This is a genomic window from Poseidonocella sedimentorum, from assembly GCF_900116005.1.
Taxonomy (GTDB): domain Bacteria; phylum Pseudomonadota; class Alphaproteobacteria; order Rhodobacterales; family Rhodobacteraceae; genus Poseidonocella; species Poseidonocella sedimentorum.
Window position 1 is genome coordinate 1 of sequence record NZ_FOYI01000018.1, and the last position, 16626, is coordinate 16626.

Consider the following 16626-nt stretch of genomic DNA (forward strand, 5'->3'; position numbering starts at 1 on the left):
CCGTGCCCCTTCCGAAGTCGAGAGGGGACACTCCTCTCGACGCTCCCCCCCCCCAACCCAACAAGAATGACCGGACCGGGAAGCAGGGCCTGGCCCTTTCCGCCGTGCGCGCGCCTTGTGACGCGCACGACGGAAGGTCCCGGCCGATAGAATAGAGGGAAGATCGGGCGCGTCGGACATCCACAATTCAAGGACACCGACAATGCTCGACAGCACCCAGACCACCTTCGCGATGACCCCGGCCTGGCAGGACCACATCTCGCCCGGCGACATCGTCTCGTTTCGCTTTCCGCTCGCCGAGGAGGGCCATACCGGGCGTCCGAAGGCGCGGCCCTGCCTCATCCTCGACATCGAGGAGCATGGCGGCAAGCACTATGCGCTGCTTGCCTACGGCACCACCTCCCGCCGGCGTTCCAATGTTGGCTACGAGGTTCATGTCCGCCGCCGGACAGACTTCCTCTCGGCGGGACTGAACGAGCCGACGCGATTCGTAGGCGCGCGCCGGTTGCTTGTGCCGTTGAACCACAGCGGCTTCTCCGTGTGCCGGGCCACCGGCTCCGCCGTCCTCGGACGCCTCAGCGGCGCCCCGTTCAGGGCGATGAATGCCCTGCGCGGTCGCATCCACGCGGAACGCGATATCGCCGCCAGCTATCGGTCCCGGCAGCGCCGGCGGTCCGGTGGAATGCGAGGCCGGGAGGTCGTGGTGGAGCGGCTCACGCGACGACGTGCTGCTCCCATCGGAAAGGTGGTGCAGGGATGACCGGGTTTTTGCCGTTGAGCCTCTTGGAGCAGCAGGTCGGGCTCGTCCGCGGCGTCCTCGAGCGGCGATCCGGAATGGGTCGGCACCTGAGCGACCGGGTGATCCCTCATCTCAGCCCCGGTGCGCAGGATGCGGTGAGGAAGGCCGCCGAGCTCCTCGAAAAGGAAAGCGGCGTCGACGAGACCCTCGCGCATGTCCTCGCTACAGCGATCTCGGAGATCCGCGACGGGATCAAGGCCGGGACATTCGAAGAGAAAACCGCCATCCCGCAGGAGCGCCTGATCGGCTGCGCCGAGGCATTCGATACCCAGCGGCGGCTCACGCCGGAGGCAGAGGCGCTCCAAGCTGCCCTCCCGCCGCTCGAGGTGCTGTGTCGTGCCGTCCGGACGGCCATCGACTTCGCTGACGCCGTGAAGCTGAGCTTGCGGATGCTCGACCAAAAATGATCCGACGGCGCCCACCGGGCGCCGTCCCTTGAGGGGCCGGGAGGCCCCGGCGCCGGGACTGGATCCCCCGGCATTCGGCGCGCCGGTGATGATCAACACTCCTTCGCTGCTACGAAGCTGCCGGCGCGCCACCAACCTCACAGGACAAACCGATGAAATACTGCACCCGCGCCCATGTCTGGCTGCGCCGAAACATCGTGCGCGTCGCGATTGTCGTGCTGTTGATCGTCCACGGCGCTCTGCTGTTCTATCCGGGCCCGTAGGCGAGGTGGGGTGCGCGCTTTTTGGGTCATCGGGATGCGCGGGAAGACCTCGCTACCGACGAAATACCGGCGCGGGCGCAAGAGAATGTGGAGCAAAAAGTGGAGCAAATTTTTCGGGAAATGATCACACTATGCAACCAAATACCTTGTTTTTCTGGCCTTGCGTCGCGCGCAAGGGGCAGAAAGTGGCGGAGACGAAGGGATTCGAACCCTCGAGACGGTTTCCCGCCTACTCCCTTAGCAGGGGAGCGCCTTCGACCACTCGGCCACGTCTCCGACGACGCGTATATCCAAGCCAACTTGGGGATTACAAGGCCATTCTGCATGGCGCGGCAAAAACCTCGGTGGAGCCCTGAGCCGGTTCGGATCGGGGTGGTTGGGACGGACACGCGGCGTCAGGCGCGTCTCTGCGCTCAGTCAGACAGGCACAGTTTGTTGCCGTCCAGATCCCTCACATAGGCGGAGAATTTCGGGCCTCGCTGGTTGGGCGCGCCCTCGCTGGTTCCGCCGAGCTCGAGAGCCAGGGCGTGCATTCGATCGACGTCGTCGCGGGTGCCGACGCAGAAGCCGACCATGGTGCCGTTGCCGTTGGTGGCCGGTTTTTCGTCGAAGGGTTTCGCGACTGCGAAGGCGAAATCCTCGCCGAGCCAGTAGGTCATGCGGTCCGACGGGGACATGGTCTGCAGGCCGGCATTGGCGAAAAGCGCATCGTAGAAGGCTTTGGCGGCGGCCATGTCGTTGGTGCCGACGACGACGTAGTTCATTTTCATAGCAAGGTCTCCGATGGAAACAGGATCTCGGTCGCGAGTGTACCGCAGGGTCAGACGACGACAACATTGCCCCGTTTGTGTCCGGTTTCGACAAAGGTATGCGCCTCCACGAGCTCGGTCAGGGGGTAGATCCGGTCCATGACGGGGGCGAGGCGGTCTTCTTCGATCAGCGTCAGGATCTCCGACAGCATGGCCCGCAGGCGCGAGGGTTTTTCCAGACCGGCGGCGGCAAAGACGGATTTCTTCGTGCCGAAAAGACCGGTCAGCAGGACGGCGGGCAGGCGGCTCAGCGTCAGGACCGGGCAGAGGTAGGCCCCCGTGTTCGCGAGTGCGGGTTTGGCCGCCGAGAAGGTCGCGACGCCAACCGTGTCGAAGATCACGTCGTATCCGGCGCCGGGGCGGAGGGCCTCTTCGCTGGTGTAGTCGATCACGTGGCTGGCCCCGAGCGAGGCGACAAGGCTTGCGTTGCGCGGGCTGGTGGTGGCGCTCACCTCAGCCCCGAGATGGGCGGCGATCTGCACGGCGGCGGTGCCGAGGCTGCCGGATCCGCCGAGGATCAGGACGCGGTCGCCGCGTTTGACGCGGGCGAGGGTCCGCAGGAAATGCCAGGAGGTCAGCACGCCGTCACACAGGACCGCCGCGTCCTCATGGGACAGCGCGTCCGGTTTGGGCATCAAGACGCCGTTTTCATCAAGGCAGATGTGGCTCGCATTGGCGCCGAATTGCAGTCCGGCCTCGCCGAACACCCTGTCGCCTGGCGCGAAGCGGCGGACATTGGCGCCGACCGCGATCACCTCGCCGGACAGGCCCGTGCCGGAGAGCCCGTTGCGCGGGCGGCGCAGGCCAAGGAACGGGCGCGCGAAGAGCGGCTCGCCCCTGCGCATCATCCCGTCGGCGCGCGTCACGGCGGAGGCATCGATGCGGATCAGGATCTCGGTCGGGCCCGGCTCCGGCATCGGCAGCGTGACCGGGGTCAGGATTTCGGGGCGGCCGTAGCGCGGTATGTGCCAGGCCGTACGTGTCGCAGTCATGGTCGCAGTCATCGGGGGACCTCCTTTGGCTTTTGGGCTCGCCGAAGGACGTAACGGTTTTGTTTTGATCCGGGGAGTGACTATAATAGACCGTAGTGGTTCACAAGCGATCCGGGATATCATGGATTGGAAATCTCTTCCCGCCTTTCTGGCGGTTTCGCGCGCGGGCTCGCTTCGGGCGGCGGCCGAGCAACTCGGCGGCACCCATGCGACCTTGCGCCGGCAGGTCGAGGCGCTGGAGGCGCAGCTCGGCACGCAGCTGTTTCGGCGGGGTGCGGACGGGCTGACGCTGACCGCCGCCGGGCGAAGGCTCCTGCCGCAGGCGCTCGAAGCGGAGGCGGCGCTTCTCAAGGGGTTCAACGCGGTTCAGGGGCTTGACCGTGAGGCCGCGGGGCGCATTCGTCTTTCTGCCGATCCGATGACGGCGCATTACCTGCTCGCTCCGGTTCTGGCCGATTTCGCCGCGCTCTACCCCGAGATCGAGATCGAACTGCGCCTTGGCTACGCGCTCGATTCCATCGCGCGCAACGAGACGGATGTCTCGATCCGCCATGTCACCGCGATTGACGACGACGCCGTGGGGCGCAAGCTGTTCCCGCTGTCTATCAGTGTGATGGCCTCGCGCGCCTATATCGACCGCGCCCTGCCATCGGCGGGCCGCAAGGGGCAGGGGCTGAGCTGGATCGGGTATGGCGATGTGCCCGAGTTGGCCGAGATGATCGCGGCCTCGGCCTTTCCCGAGGCGCGGATACGACACTCTGTGCCCGATCCCGAAATGCATCTGCACCTCGCGCGGGCCGGGGCGGGGATGAGCTTCCTCGCGTCCTGGGTCAGCTCGGTCTTCCCCGAGCTGCAACGCGTCCCGGGCACTGAACCAGACCAGCGCCGCGCCACCTGGGTGCTGCTGCACGGTGAGCTGCGCCGGGTCCGCCGGGTGCGGCTCTTCGTGGATTATCTGTGTGATGCGCTCATGGAGCGCCGGGCGGCGTTCGTCGGCGCATAGCGCCCGCGCCTTGCTCGCCGCTCAGTCCCGCTTGTCGCGCTCTGTCCCCGGTGCCGCGTCGCCGTTCTGCTCGATATCGGCGATGTACCGCTTCATCTCGGCGATTTCGCTGCGCTGTGTCTCCGCGATCGCCTCGGACAGGGCCCGAACCCGCGGGTCCGACAGGTTGGCGCGCTCGCTGGTCAGGATCGCGATGGAGTGGTGCGGGATCATCGCCTTCATCCAGGCGATGTCGCCGACCGTATCCTGCGACCGGACGAAATAGACCCCCGCCGCAAAGGCGATCCCCGCGCCGGCAAAGATCGCGATGTTCGCATTCCGGTTCGAATACATGCCGAGCATGAAGGCGAGCATGACCACCGCCATCATCCCGCCCATATAGAGCGCCATCCACATGCGCGTCTGCGAGAGGAAGACGTGATCAAGCGCATAGGTGTTGAGGTACATCAGCCCGTACATCACCACCGTCGATGTGGCGATCATCGCGAAGAACCGCCCGTATTTGCCGCCCTTGCCTTGGCGATCGTGGTGCGCCGGGCGCGATGCCCCCGTGCAATCATCCGGCTGTGCCATTTCCGTATCTCTTCGATCTGTTCACGCAAGACCAACGGGAGGACGGACCACGGGTTCCGCAAAGCGCCGGAAAATATCCGGTCGGCGACAGGGCTGGCGTTCAGCCGGCGGAGGTCGGCGGGGCGAGCTTGTAGACCCCTTCGGGCAGATCGAGCGCCGCGCCGAGGTCACGCAGCTGGGCCATCGACAGGGTGATCTTCTGGACGGTGTCGGTGCGCGGATCATATTGCTCGATCGTGACGCATTCCTCGAACGCGTTGATCGAGATATCTTCCTGAAGCGTCGGCGGGCCTTCGTCGACGAGGGTGATGACGGTTGAGTCGAATTCGTGCTCGATGCTGAACATGGGGTCAGAGTAGGGCATGGCGCCGGGGATGCAATGGGCGATGCGGGGGCACTTGGCGCGGGGGCGGGGACTGCGCTATGTCTGGCGGAGACATTCGAAAGGACGATCCATGCGCATCACTTCCATCTTGCTGGCCGGCGCGCTTCTCTTGTCGGGCTGCGGAGCGGTTACAGTGTCGACACCCTCTGGCGGGACGGGCGGCGGAGAGGCCCCGTCGAGCCCCGTCCGCGCGGTCTCCGCCGAGACCGCGACGCGTAATTTCAGCGCGGTGGTGCGCAGTGTGGAGCCGGTGGCCGAGAGCGAATGCCGCCGCCGCACCAGCGGGGTGAACTGCGATTTCCGCATCCTCGTCGATGACCGCGCCGGGGTGCAGGCCAATGCGTTCCAGACACTGGACGAAAACGGCCGGCCGATCGTCGTCTTTACCGTGCCGCTGATCCTCGCGGCGGAGAACCGCGACGAACTGGCCTTTGTCCTCGGCCATGAGACGGCGCATCACATCGCGGGCCATATCCGCCGCCAGCAGGGCGTGGCAACGCTTGGCGCGGCGGCGCTCGGCGGGATTGCGGCCATGACCGGCGCAAGCTCCAGCGGGGTCGAGGCGGCGCAGCGGCTGGGTGCGCAGGTCGGCGGCCGGATCTACTCCAAGGACTTCGAGCTGGAGGCCGACGCGCTCGGCACGGTCATCACCGATGCCGCGGGCTACGATCCGGTGCGCGGCGCGCTGTTCTTCAACCGTATCCCCGATCCCGGCGATCGGTTCCTCGGCACCCACCCGCCCAACGCGCAGCGCATGGAGATCGTCCGGCGCACGGCCGCGGCGCTCTGAGAGAGGGCGATCCGGGCGCGCGGGGGGCCATCCGCGGCCATGGCCAAATGGGCGGAATAGAAGCAATTTTTCCGGCTCGGTGAAAATTCAGCGCCGTTTTTAGGGTTTGAAAATTGCCGCGCGTCAAACTCTCGTCTAAGATCGCGCTGGTCGCATAAGACGGCGGGGGGAGGGAGCGCTGGCAATCCGATGAGCAATACGAAGATCAGAAACATGGATGAGTTTGCCGCGATGAGCGGCATCTCACGCCCGACGCTTTCGAAGTATTTCAACGACCCGACAAGCGTCCGATCCTCGACGCGCCAGCGGATTGAGAGCGCGCTCGCCGATGTCGATTATCGCCCCAACATGTATGCGATCAACCAGAACCGCCGGATGACCAACAACATCGGCATCGTGGTGCCCTATCTTGCCGACCCGTTCTTCGCCGAGATCGCCCGCGTCATGGAGCAGCACGTGATCGACGCCGGGTTCCGCCCGGTCCTGCTCGGCTCGCACGGGCTGCCAAGCCAGGAGATCGAGAACCTCGACAACCTGCGCCTTGTCAAACCCGCCGGGGTTTTGCTTGCGCCCCTGGGGCGGACCTCCGAACTGGACCGGATCGCGGATTTCTGCGCCGATGTGCCCACCGTGTTCTTCGATGCCAACATCGAGCCGCTGGGCGAGGCGTTTTCCGGCTCCGACAACATGCAGAGCATCGGGCTCATCGTCGATTATCTTTGCCGGACGGGCGAGCCGCCGGTGTTCTTCGAAATGAAGACCCCCTCCAACCCCAACGCCTACAAACGGCGCAATGCCTATGTGGCGGCGATGGAGCGACTGGGGCAGGAGCCCCATCTGGTGCAGGTCGAGGGCGAGGGCTGGGACTTCGAGAATATCGGCTTCACCGGCGCGCAGGCGGTCTTGTCCAGCCGGGGGCTGCCCAGCAACACGCTTTTGTGCAGCAATGATCGGCTTGCGATCGGGTTGCTCGCGGCGGCCTACCAGCTCGGGTTCCGGGTGGGGCAGGGGGAGGGCTGCGCGCTGCGCGTCGCGGGGCACGACGATCATCCCTTCTCGCGCTACACCTGTCCGGCGCTGACCACCGTGTCTCAGGATTACAGCGCAATCGCGACCCGTGCCGCCGAGGTTCTGTTCGGCATTATCGAGTCGGGGCACCGCCCTGATCAGAAGCTGGAAAGCCATTTCGAAGGCCGACTTATCATGCGGGGCTCCGCTTAAGTCACTGACTTAAATCCGAAAAATTAAAAAAATTAACGCGCGTAAAAAATAAATTGACGCACGGCAAGGGCGTGCGCTAGGTTTACCGGGCAACATCCAAATACGGGAGGATACGGATGTACTTTACGCACGCATGTCGCGCAGCGACGGCGCTTACGCTGTTGGCAACAACCGCAGCTTACGCAGACACCATCACCATCGCGACGGTCAACAACGGTGACATGATCCGCATGCAGGGTCTCACCGATGACTTCACCGTCAAGACCGGTCATGAGGTCGAGTGGGTCACGCTTGAAGAGAACGTTCTTCGCCAGCGTGTCACCCAGGATATCGCCACCAAGGGCGGCCAGTTCGACATCATGACCATCGGCATGTACGAGGCGCCGATCTGGGGTGCCAACGGCTGGCTCGTGCCGCTGGATGATCTCAGCGCGGAATACAACGCCGACGACATCCTGCCGGCCATGCGCAACGGCTTGTCGCATGACGGCACCATGTACGCCGCGCCGTTCTATGGCGAATCCTCGATGGTCTTCTATCGCACCGATCTCATGGAGCAGGCCGGGCTGGAAATGCCCGAAGCGCCCACGTGGGAATTCATCCGCGAAGCCGCTCTGGCGATGACCGACAAGGAAAACGAGATCTACGGCGCCTGCCTGCGCGGCAAGGCCGGATGGGGCGACAACATGGCCTTCATCACCTCGATGGCCAACTCCTTCGGCGCGCGCTGGTTCGACGAGGACTGGCAGCCCCAGTTCGACTCGGCCGAATGGCAGGAGGCTCTGACCTTCTACCTCGAGCTCATGGAAGAAGCGGGCCCTCCGGGCGCCTCCGGCAACAGCTTCAACGAGAACCTCACGCTCTTCAACCAGGGCAAGTGCGGCATGTGGATCGACGCGACTGTCGCGGCCTCCAAGCTGACTGACCCGAGCGAATCCGTTGTGGCCGACAAGGTCGGCTTTGCCCTCGCCCCCAATAAGGACGGTGTGGACAAGCGCGGCAACTGGCTCTGGGCCTGGGCCCTCGCAGTGCCCGCCGGCACGCAGAACGAAGGCGCGGCCAAGGCCTTCATCGAATGGGCGACCTCGAACCAGTACATCGAGCTCGTGGCATCCAAGGAAGGCTGGGCGAATGTGCCCCCGGGTGCGCGCGTCTCGCTCTATGAGAACGAGGAATACTCCAAGATCCCCTTCGCGGACATGACCCTCAAGTCGATCCTCTCGGCCGATCCCAACAACCCGACCGTCGAACCCGTGCCCTATACCGGCGTGCAGTTCGCGGCGATCCCGGAATTTGCGGGTATCGCGGGCCAGGTTGGTCAGGAGTTTGCCGCGGCCGTCGCAGGCCAGCAATCTGCTGAAGCGGCGCTCGAGAAGGCTCAGGCCATCACCGCCGAGGAAATGGAAGCCGCCGGGTACTGAGTACCCGCCACGAAAGTCCGGGGGGCGGGCGTCCGCGCCCCTCTCCCGGCAAATTGTGAACGTAACGAGTTCCAATCGTCTGGTCGCACCCAAGATCGCCCCGCTCCGCGCCGGGCCAGTATTGCACCCGGCCAGACGATCTTTTCCTTTCATTCGCGATGTGTTGGGCGCAAGCTGCGTGCCACCACAGATTTATCGCAGACGCATTTCGCAACGAGCCACCGGGAGATAAGCCATGGCGACACAGCATTCGCGATCAGCGGCCCGTTTCATGATGGCACCGGCGGTGATCCTCCTTCTTGGATGGATGCTCGTCCCCCTGATCATGACGCTCTACTTTTCGTTCAAGCGCTACCTGCCTCTTCGGGGCGGTGACCTGGGCTGGACGGGCTTCGACAACTACGTTCGTTTCGTGACCTCTTCAGCCTTCTGGCCCAGCGTACAGGCCACGCTGATCATCGTCGGGGGCACGCTGCTCATCACCGTCATCTTCGGCGTGCTGCTGGGCATCCTGCTCAACCAGCCGATGTGGGGGCAGGGGGTCGTTCGGATCCTCGTGATCGCGCCCTTCTTCGTGATGCCCACGGTATCGGCGCTGGTGTGGAAGAACATGTTCATGGACCCGGTCAACGGCCTCTTTGCGCATCTGTGGAAGGCCGTCGGGGCGCAGCCGATCGAATGGCTCAGCGACATATCGCTCTTTTCCATCGTGCTGATCGTGAGCTGGCAATGGCTGCCCTTCGCCACGCTCATCCTTCTGACCGCGATCCAGTCGCTCGACAGCGAGCAGCTCGAAGCCGCCGAAATGGATGGCGCGCCGGTGCTCAAGCGCTTCGCCTACATCACCCTGCCGCACCTGAGCCGCGCGATCACCATCGTGATCCTGATCGAGACGATCTTCCTGCTGTCGATCTTCGCGGAGATCTTCGTGACGACAGGGGGCGCCTTCGGGTCGCGAACGCTGACCTACCTCATCTTCCAGCGCGTGCTGGAAAGCCAGAACGTCGGGCTCGGCTCTGCCGGTGGGGTCTATGCCATCATTCTGGCCAATATCGTTGCCATCTTCCTGATGCGCATCGTCGGCAAGAACCTGGACGCGTGAGGAGCTGAAATCATGGCACGAACCGTCACGACCAATCGCAAGATCATCAACACCGCCGCCGCATGGGCCGTCGGGCTGCTGATCTTCTTCCCGATCCTCTGGACGATCCTCACCAGCTTCAAGACCGAAGCTGTGGCGGTCGCCGACCCGCCGGTGTTCCTCGCCTTCGACTGGACACTGGACAACTATCGCACCGTGCTGGAGCGATCCAACTACGCCCGCTTCCTGATGAACTCGATCATCATCGCAGGGGGCGCCACGCTGCTGGGCCTGCTGATCGCGATCCCCGCCGCATGGTCCATGGCCTTCGTGCCCTCGCGCAAGACCAAGGACATCCTGCTGTGGATGCTCTCGACCAAGATGCTTCCGGCGGTCGGTGTGCTCTATCCGATCTACCTGATCTTCATCCGGTTGGGTCTTCTGGATACGCGCACCGGGCTCATCATCGTGCTGATGCTGATGAACCTGCCGATCATCGTCTGGATGCTCTACACCTATTTCAAGGAAATCCCCGGCGAGATCCTGGAGGCCGCCCGGATGGACGGGGCGAGCCTGAAGGATGAAATCCTCTATGTGCTCACGCCGATGGCGATCCCCGGCATCGCGTCGACCATGCTGCTCAATTTCATTCTCGCCTGGAACGAAGCCTTCTGGACACTCAACCTCACCGCCGCCAAGGCAGCCCCGTTGACGGCGTTCATCGCCAGCTACTCAAGCCCCGAGGGTCTGTTCTTCGCAAAACTCAGCGCGGCCTCCACCATGGCCATCGCGCCGATCCTCATCCTTGGCTGGTTCAGCCAGAAACAGCTGGTCAGCGGCCTGACCTTTGGCGCAGTGAAGTAAGGATTTACGAACATGGGACAGATCAAACTCGAACAAGTCACCAAGAGCTTCGGTCCGGTCGAAGTCATTCCGCCGCTGGACCTGACCATCGGGGACGGGGAATTCACCGTCTTCGTCGGCCCCTCGGGCTGCGGCAAGTCCACGCTCTTGCGCCTCATCGCGGGGCTGGAGGACATCACCTCCGGCACGATCCGCATCGACGGGCAGGACGCGACCAACGTGCCGCCCGCCAAGCGCGGCCTTGCGATGGTGTTTCAATCCTACGCGCTTTATCCGCATATGTCGGTGCGCAAGAACATCGCCTTCCCGATGAGAATGGCGGGCATCCCCGAGGACGAGCAGAACCGGCGCATCGAGGCGGCCGCCACCGCGCTCAACCTCACCGACTATCTCGAACGGCGCCCCGGCCAGCTTTCGGGCGGGCAGCGCCAGCGGGTGGCCATCGGGCGCGCCATCGTGCGCGAACCGGCGGCCTTCCTCTTTGACGAGCCGCTCTCGAACCTCGATGCGGCGCTGCGCGTCGGGATGCGGCTGGAAATCTCAGAGCTGCACAAACGCCTTGCCACCACCATGATCTACGTCACCCACGACCAGGTCGAGGCCATGACCATGGCCGACAAGATCGTCGTGCTGCAGGCCGGGGTGATCGAGCAGGTGGGCAGCCCGCTGGAGCTTTACCGCGCGCCGCGCAACGTCTTTGTCGCGGGGTTCATCGGCTCGCCGAAAATGAACCTGCTGTCGGGCCCCGAGGCTGAGAAACACGGCGTGCACACCATCGGCATCCGGCCCGAGCACACCGCGATCTCCACCGAGTCCGGCACATGGGAAGGCACCGTCGGCGTCGCCGAACACCTCGGCTCCGATACGTTCCTGCACGTCCAGTGCCCGCAATTCGCGGAGCCGCTCACGGTGCGTGCCAGTGGCGAATTCCCGGTCCAGTACGGCGACCGGATTTTCCTCACGCCCGATCCTGCGCATCTGCACCGCTTCGACGCAGCGGGCTTGCGCATCGCCTGATCGGCCCGGCCCGCCCCCCGCAGGAGCGCCCCGCAAGGGCATCCCGCGGGGGGCGGGGCAGGTGCACGGCAGATTGGTCACTTGGTTAGCAGGCACTGGTTGAGCCGGCGCCCTGGAGTTTGGCAATGAAACTATCGAATGACACGCTCGCGGAGCTTCCCGAGGCGATCATCCGCCCCAGCTACGACCGCGCCGCCCTGCGCCCCGGAATCGTGCATATCGGGGTGGGCAATTTCCACCGCGCGCACCAGGCCTGGTATCTGCATCGGCTGATGCAGGAGGGGCTGGCGCAGGACTGGGCGATCATTGGCGCGGGCGTGCGGTCTTATGACGCCGCGATGCGCTCCAAACTGCTGGCGCAGGATTGCCTGACGAGCCTCATCGAACTCGATCCGTCCGGCATGTCCGCCGAGGTGGTGGGATCGATGATCGATTACCTGCCCATCGAGGAGGGCAACGGCCCGCTCATTCGCGCCATGTCCGATCCCGCGATCCGCATCGTCGCCATGACCGTGACCGAGGGCGGCTACTACATCGATCCCGCGACGGATGCCTTCGACGCGAGTCACCCCGACATTCGCAACGATCTGGCAAATCCCGCCGCCCCGGTGACGTGGATCGGCGCTGTGCTCGCCGCGCTCAGCGCCCGGCGCGACGCGGGCCACGGGCCCTTCACCGTCCAGAGTTGCGACAACCTGCGCGGCAACGGCGACATCTCCCGCGCCGCCGTCACGACCATGGCGCGGCTCTCCGATCCGGCGCTCGCCGACTGGATCGAGGCCGAGGTCACTTTCCCCAACTCCATGGTCGATTGCATCGTCCCGGCCACGGGCGAGGCGGAGCTGGCGCTGGCGCGCAAGATCGGGCTCGACGACGCCGCGCCGGTCACCCATGAGAACTATCGCCAGTGGGTGCTCGAAGACGCGTTCTGCGCCGGTCGGCCCGCCTGGGAAAAGGCCGGCGCGACGCTGACCCCCAATGTCCATGACTACGAGGCGATGAAGATCCGCATCCTCAACGGCGGACACCAGGTTCTGGCCAACGCCGGCGAGCTTCTGGCCGCCGGGACGATCCACGGCTGCATGACCGATCCCGATATCTTCTCCTTCTTCATGCGGGTGCAGGAGGAGGAAATCGTCCCCCACGTGGCGCCCGTCCCGGGGATGACGCCGAGCGCCTATCTCGACCTCATCCGCCGCCGGTTTTCCAACCCCGAGATCGCCGACACCACGCGGCGCGTGGCCTTCGACGGCTCCTCGCGCCATCCCGGTTTCGTGCTGCCGATCCTGCGCGATGCGCTTGGTGCGGGCGGCCCGGTGGATGGGCTCTGTCTTGTGGAGGCGCTTTGGGCGCGGATGTGCGCCGCGACGCGCGATGACGGCAGCCCGATCGAGGCCAATGACCCGGACTGGGACGCGCTGCACACCGTCGCGCTCGCCGCGCGGCAAGAGCCCGCGGCCTGGCTGGCGCAGAGCCATATCTATGGCGATCTGGCCGCCGAGCCGCAGGTAGCTGACCGGTTCGGCGCCTGGCTTGATGCGCTCTGGAGGGACGGCACGCGCGCCACGCTCGCGCGCTACGCGGCCGGGCGAAAGGGCTGAGACCGGATCAGCGCGCGGTGGGGCCCTCGGGCGCCCCCGCGAAGGGATCCTCCGGATAGCCCACCCCGGAGAGGTAGAGCCCGCCGGGCGGGCAGACCGGTCCGCAAGCCGCGCGATCCGCCGCAGCCAGGGCCTCGGCCACGCGCCCCGGCGTCCAGGCGCCCGCGCCGACCCGTTCCAGCGTCCCGACGATGCTGCGCACCTGATTGTGCAGGAAGGACCGCGCGGCGAGGTGGAAGTGAAACTCGACCCCGCCGTTGACCGCCACCTTGTCGATCGTGAGCCGATCCAGCGTCTTCACCGGGCTCTCGGCCTGACACATCGTGCTGCGGAAGGTGGTGAAATCATGCCGCCCGAGGAGATGCTGCGCGCCGGCGCGCATGGCCTCGAGATCGAGCGGTTGCGCAACCCGCCAGACATGCGCCCCCTCCAGCGCCGCCGGCGCGCGCCGCACCATGAGCCGGAAGAGGTACCGCCGCTCGCGGGCGGAAAACCGGGCGTGCCAATCCTCCGCCACCCGCGCGCAGCCAAGGATCGCCACGGGCGCGGGTTTCAGATGGTGGTTGAGCGCCTCTGAAAGCCGGAATGGAGTCCAGTCCTTGTCCATGTCGCAATGGGCCACCTGCGCCAGCGCATGGACGCCCGCGTCGGTCCGCCCCGCTGCGGCGATGGCATGGGTGCGCGGCTCCAGCCGGGCGAGCGCGGCCTCGATTGCCCCCTGCACCGAGGGCTGTTCTTTCTGGCGCTGCCAGCCGGCAAACGGCGCGCCATCGTATTCGATCAGGAGAGCATAGCGGGGCATGGGCGCGCAGATAGCGCGGGCAGGGCGGGCCCGCAATCCCCGAGCCGCAATCCCGACGGGTCGCGCGCGCAGCCGCGCCCGCACTGGTATCCGGACCGCCTCGCCTCTATCTTGAGGGAAAGGCAGGCAAAGGGGCAGCAGGTTTGGTTATTTCCTCCATCGCCGACGGGATCACCCGCAGCATCGAAACGGTCGGTGATACCGTCTCGGGCGCGTTGTTCGAACCGGTTATCCGGCTGGGCGTTACCGGGCTCGCGCGGGCGGGCAAGACGGTGTTCATCACTTCGCTCGTCGCCAACCTGCTCGACCGGGGGCGCATGCCCGGGCTCGCAGCGGCGGCGAATGGCGCGATCCGCTCGGCCTATCTCCAGCCCCAGCCCGACGATACCGTCGCCCGGTTCGATTTCGAAAGCCACCTCGGTGCGCTCACCTCCGCCGCGCCCCACTGGCCGGACAGCACGCGCTCGGTCTCCGAGCTGCGGCTCTCGCTCCGGGTCCAGCCGTCGGGGCTGCTCGGTGCGGTATCCGGCCCGCGAACGGTGCATCTCGATATCGTGGACTATCCCGGCGAGTGGCTGCTCGATCTGTCGCTGCTCGATCAGGGCTATTCGGAGTGGTCGCGCGCGGCGCTTGCGCGGCTGGAGACGCGGGACTGCGGGGCGGGCTACCGCGCCGCGCTCGCCGCCGCCGATCCCGACGCGCGGCTCGATGAGCCCGCCGCCAAGGCGCTCGCCGCCGCCTACACCGACTACCTCACCACCGCGCGCGCGGCGGGGTTTTCCGATTGCACGCCGGGCCGGTTCCTGTTGCCGGGCGATCTCGCCGGCTCGCCGGTCCTGACCTTCGCGCCGCTTCCGCCCGATGGCGCATCGCGGCGCGGCTCGCTCCGGCGCGAGTTCGAGCGGCGGTTCGAGGCCTACAAGCGCGAGGTCGTCAAACCCTTCTTCCGCGATCACTTCGCCCGGATCGATCGCCAGGTCGTCCTCGTGGACGTGCTCGGTGCAATCCATTCCGGCCCGCCCGCGCTGGAGGATCTGCGCCGGGCGATGAGCGATATCCTCGGCGCCTTCCGCCCGGGCCGCAACGCCTTTCTCGCGCAGCTTTTCCTCGGCCGGCGCGTCGAGAAGATCCTCTTTGCCGCCACCAAGGCCGACCATCTGCATCACAGTCAGCACGCCCAGCTCACCGGGATCATGCAAGCCCTCACACGCGACGCCAGGGACCGCGCCGATTTTGCCGGGGCAAAGACCGAGGCCATGTCGATCGCCGCGCTGCGCGCCACCACCGAGACCACGCTTGATCATCAGGGGCGGCGGCTCGATTGCGTGCAGGGGCGGCTGCTCGATGGCGGGCGGCAGGCGGCGTTTTACCCCGGCGAATTGCCGCAAAACCCCAAGGCCCTGCTGCAGCCCGCGCGGCAAGGGGAGCAGGCCTGGCTCGACGCCGACTATGAGATCATGCGGTTCGCGCCCGCCGCGCTCACGCTCAAACCCGGCGAGGGCCCGCCGCATATCCGGCTGGACCGCGCGGCCCAGTTCCTGATCGGAGACCGGCTATGACCGAACGCAAGGGGCCTGTGTTGATCGACCTTGAGAGTGGTGAGGACCGCCCGGCGCCAAGCCCCGCCGATGCCCCGCCCGTGCCCGATCCGCTGGAGGCCCCGCGCCCCGAGGGGCAGGCGATGCAGGTGCTTGCCACGCTCGGCGCGCGGCGCCGCTCGCGCCTGGTGACGTGGTTCTGGGGGCTTGCGGCGGCGCTTCTGTCGGCCTGGATCTCCGTCGCGGCCTGGGATTTTATCACCGAACTGCTTACGCGCAACGAGGTGCTCGGGATCGGCGTCGGCGTCCTTGCGCTGGCGCTGCTCCTGGTCTGCCTGATGATCATCGGGCGCGAGCTTGCGGCCTTTGCGCGGCTCGGCCGGGTCGATGCGCTCCACCGCGAGGCCGAGGCCGTGCTGGCCGAAGAGGATCTCGGCCGGGCGCGCGATCTTGGGCGCAAGTTGGTGGGGTTCTATGCCCACCGCGACGATCTCGCCTGGGGTCGGCGCGCATTTTCCGAGCGGGTGGACGAGCAGTTCGACGTCGCCGCCGTGATCGGGCTGGCCGAGCAGGACCTGCTCTCGACGCTCGATGCCGGGGCGGAGGCCGAAATCCGCGCCGCCGCGCGTCAGGTCGCGACCGTGACCGCGCTGGTGCCGCTCGCCTTCGCCGATGTGGCCGCCGCCGCCACCGCCAACATGCGCATGATCCGCCGCATCGCCGAGATCTACGGCGGCCGGTCCGGCGGGCTCTCCACATGGCGGCTGACCCGCTCCGTCCTGACCCATCTCGTGGCCACCGGCGCGGTCGCGGTGGGGGACGATCTGCTGGAGCCGGTGCTCGGCGGCTCGCTTCTGGGCAAGGTGTCGCGCCGGTTTGGCGAGGGGCTGGTGAACGGCGCGCTGACCGTGCGCGTCGGGATTGCGGCGATGGAGGTCTGCCGGCCGCTCCCCTTCGTGACCACCAAGCGCCCCTCGGTGCGCCAACTGGTGCGCAGCGCGCTCACCGGGATCGTGACGGAGCGGAGCTAGGGGCCGCCTGAGAACTGCGGGCCGGGCGC

17 protein-coding genes and 1 tRNA gene are annotated in these 16626 nt (G+C 66.2%); 12 read left to right on the forward strand and 6 right to left on the reverse strand.

Going from position 1 to position 16626, the window contains the following annotated elements; translation table 11 throughout:
* Positions 1-202: 202 nt before the first annotated feature.
* Both BM353_RS15835 and BM353_RS15840 read left to right on the forward strand, forming a co-directional pair.
* On the forward strand, positions 203-760 hold the full coding sequence (locus BM353_RS15835) for a hypothetical protein (RefSeq protein ID WP_092082059.1): 558 nt from the start codon (positions 203-205) through the stop codon (positions 758-760).
* The gene (locus tag BM353_RS15840) at positions 757-1206 is read left to right on the forward strand and encodes a hypothetical protein (RefSeq protein ID WP_092082057.1); all 450 of its coding nucleotides are present in this window, start codon (positions 757-759) and stop codon (positions 1204-1206) included. Before BM353_RS15835 ends, BM353_RS15840 begins: the two co-directional genes overlap by 4 nt.
* A gap of 449 nt (positions 1207-1655) precedes the next feature.
* On the opposite strand, the gene BM353_RS15845 is transcribed toward BM353_RS15840, so the two are convergent.
* The 3 genes from BM353_RS15845 to BM353_RS15855 all read right to left on the reverse strand — a co-directional run bounded on the left by BM353_RS15845 (position 1656) and on the right by BM353_RS15855 (position 3282).
* Positions 1656-1745 (reverse strand) — tRNA-Ser (locus tag BM353_RS15845).
* Positions 1746-1882: 137 nt separating this feature from the next.
* Positions 1883-2233, reverse strand: a complete 351-nt coding sequence (locus BM353_RS15850; RefSeq protein ID WP_245759680.1) for a VOC family protein — start codon at positions 2231-2233, stop codon at positions 1883-1885.
* A gap of 56 nt (positions 2234-2289) precedes the next feature.
* The gene (locus BM353_RS15855; protein ID WP_245759681.1) at positions 2290-3282 is read right to left on the reverse strand and encodes an NAD(P)-dependent alcohol dehydrogenase; all 993 of its coding nucleotides are present in this window, start codon (positions 3280-3282) and stop codon (positions 2290-2292) included.
* 109 nt (positions 3283-3391) lie between these two features.
* On the opposite strand from BM353_RS15855, the gene BM353_RS15860 reads away from it, so the two are divergent.
* Positions 3392-4273 (forward strand): LysR family transcriptional regulator, encoded by an 882-nt coding sequence (locus tag BM353_RS15860; RefSeq protein ID WP_245759682.1) that lies wholly within the window; start codon positions 3392-3394, stop codon positions 4271-4273.
* A 21-nt stretch (positions 4274-4294) separates the two neighbouring features.
* Here BM353_RS15860 and BM353_RS15865 read toward each other — a convergent pair whose 3' ends face one another.
* Positions 4295-4846 carry a DUF305 domain-containing protein gene (locus tag BM353_RS15865; protein WP_245759683.1) on the reverse strand — a complete coding sequence of 184 codons (552 nt, stop codon included), beginning with the start codon at positions 4844-4846 and terminating at the stop codon, positions 4295-4297.
* Between the two features lie 100 nt (positions 4847-4946).
* Positions 4947-5192, reverse strand: coding sequence for a hypothetical protein (locus BM353_RS15870; RefSeq protein ID WP_092082620.1), 246 nt, complete (start codon positions 5190-5192; stop codon positions 4947-4949).
* A 109-nt stretch (positions 5193-5301) separates the two neighbouring features.
* Between BM353_RS15870 and BM353_RS15875 the strand changes: the two genes are divergently transcribed.
* The 7 genes from BM353_RS15875 (at position 5302) to BM353_RS15905 (ending at position 13226) form a co-directional block, all read left to right on the forward strand.
* Positions 5302-6021 (forward strand): M48 family metallopeptidase, encoded by a 720-nt coding sequence (locus BM353_RS15875; RefSeq protein ID WP_092082622.1) that lies wholly within the window; start codon positions 5302-5304, stop codon positions 6019-6021.
* 189 nt (positions 6022-6210) lie between these two features.
* The gene (locus BM353_RS15880; protein ID WP_092082624.1) at positions 6211-7242 is read left to right on the forward strand and encodes a LacI family DNA-binding transcriptional regulator; all 1032 of its coding nucleotides are present in this window, start codon (positions 6211-6213) and stop codon (positions 7240-7242) included.
* Positions 7243-7358: 116 nt separating this feature from the next.
* Positions 7359-8663, forward strand: a complete 1305-nt coding sequence (locus BM353_RS15885; protein WP_092082626.1) for an ABC transporter substrate-binding protein — start codon at positions 7359-7361, stop codon at positions 8661-8663.
* A 235-nt stretch (positions 8664-8898) separates the two neighbouring features.
* Entirely contained in the window at positions 8899-9765 is an 867-nt protein-coding gene (locus BM353_RS15890; RefSeq protein WP_092082628.1) for a carbohydrate ABC transporter permease, read from the forward strand.
* A 12-nt stretch (positions 9766-9777) separates the two neighbouring features.
* Positions 9778-10608 (forward strand): carbohydrate ABC transporter permease, encoded by an 831-nt coding sequence (locus tag BM353_RS15895; RefSeq protein WP_092082630.1) that lies wholly within the window; start codon positions 9778-9780, stop codon positions 10606-10608.
* A 12-nt stretch (positions 10609-10620) separates the two neighbouring features.
* The gene (locus BM353_RS15900; protein ID WP_092082632.1) at positions 10621-11625 is read left to right on the forward strand and encodes an ABC transporter ATP-binding protein; all 1005 of its coding nucleotides are present in this window, start codon (positions 10621-10623) and stop codon (positions 11623-11625) included.
* Between the two features lie 125 nt (positions 11626-11750).
* Positions 11751-13226: a mannitol dehydrogenase family protein gene (locus BM353_RS15905; protein ID WP_092082634.1), complete on the forward strand. Its 1476-nt coding sequence runs from the start codon at positions 11751-11753 to the stop codon at positions 13224-13226.
* A gap of 7 nt (positions 13227-13233) precedes the next feature.
* On the opposite strand, the gene truA is transcribed toward BM353_RS15905, so the two are convergent.
* Positions 13234-14028 (reverse strand): tRNA pseudouridine(38-40) synthase TruA, encoded by a 795-nt coding sequence (gene truA, locus BM353_RS15910; RefSeq protein WP_092082636.1) that lies wholly within the window; start codon positions 14026-14028, stop codon positions 13234-13236.
* A 143-nt stretch (positions 14029-14171) separates the two neighbouring features.
* On the opposite strand from truA, the gene BM353_RS15915 reads away from it, so the two are divergent.
* Together BM353_RS15915 and BM353_RS15920 are read left to right on the forward strand one after the other, a co-directional pair.
* Positions 14172-15587: a YcjX family GTP-binding protein gene (locus BM353_RS15915; RefSeq protein WP_092082638.1), complete on the forward strand. Its 1416-nt coding sequence runs from the start codon at positions 14172-14174 to the stop codon at positions 15585-15587.
* Positions 15584-16597: a YcjF family protein gene (locus tag BM353_RS15920; RefSeq protein WP_092082640.1), complete on the forward strand. Its 1014-nt coding sequence runs from the start codon at positions 15584-15586 to the stop codon at positions 16595-16597. The genes BM353_RS15915 and BM353_RS15920 overlap by 4 nt, the downstream gene beginning before the upstream one ends.
* Positions 16598-16626: the final 29 nt, after the last annotated feature.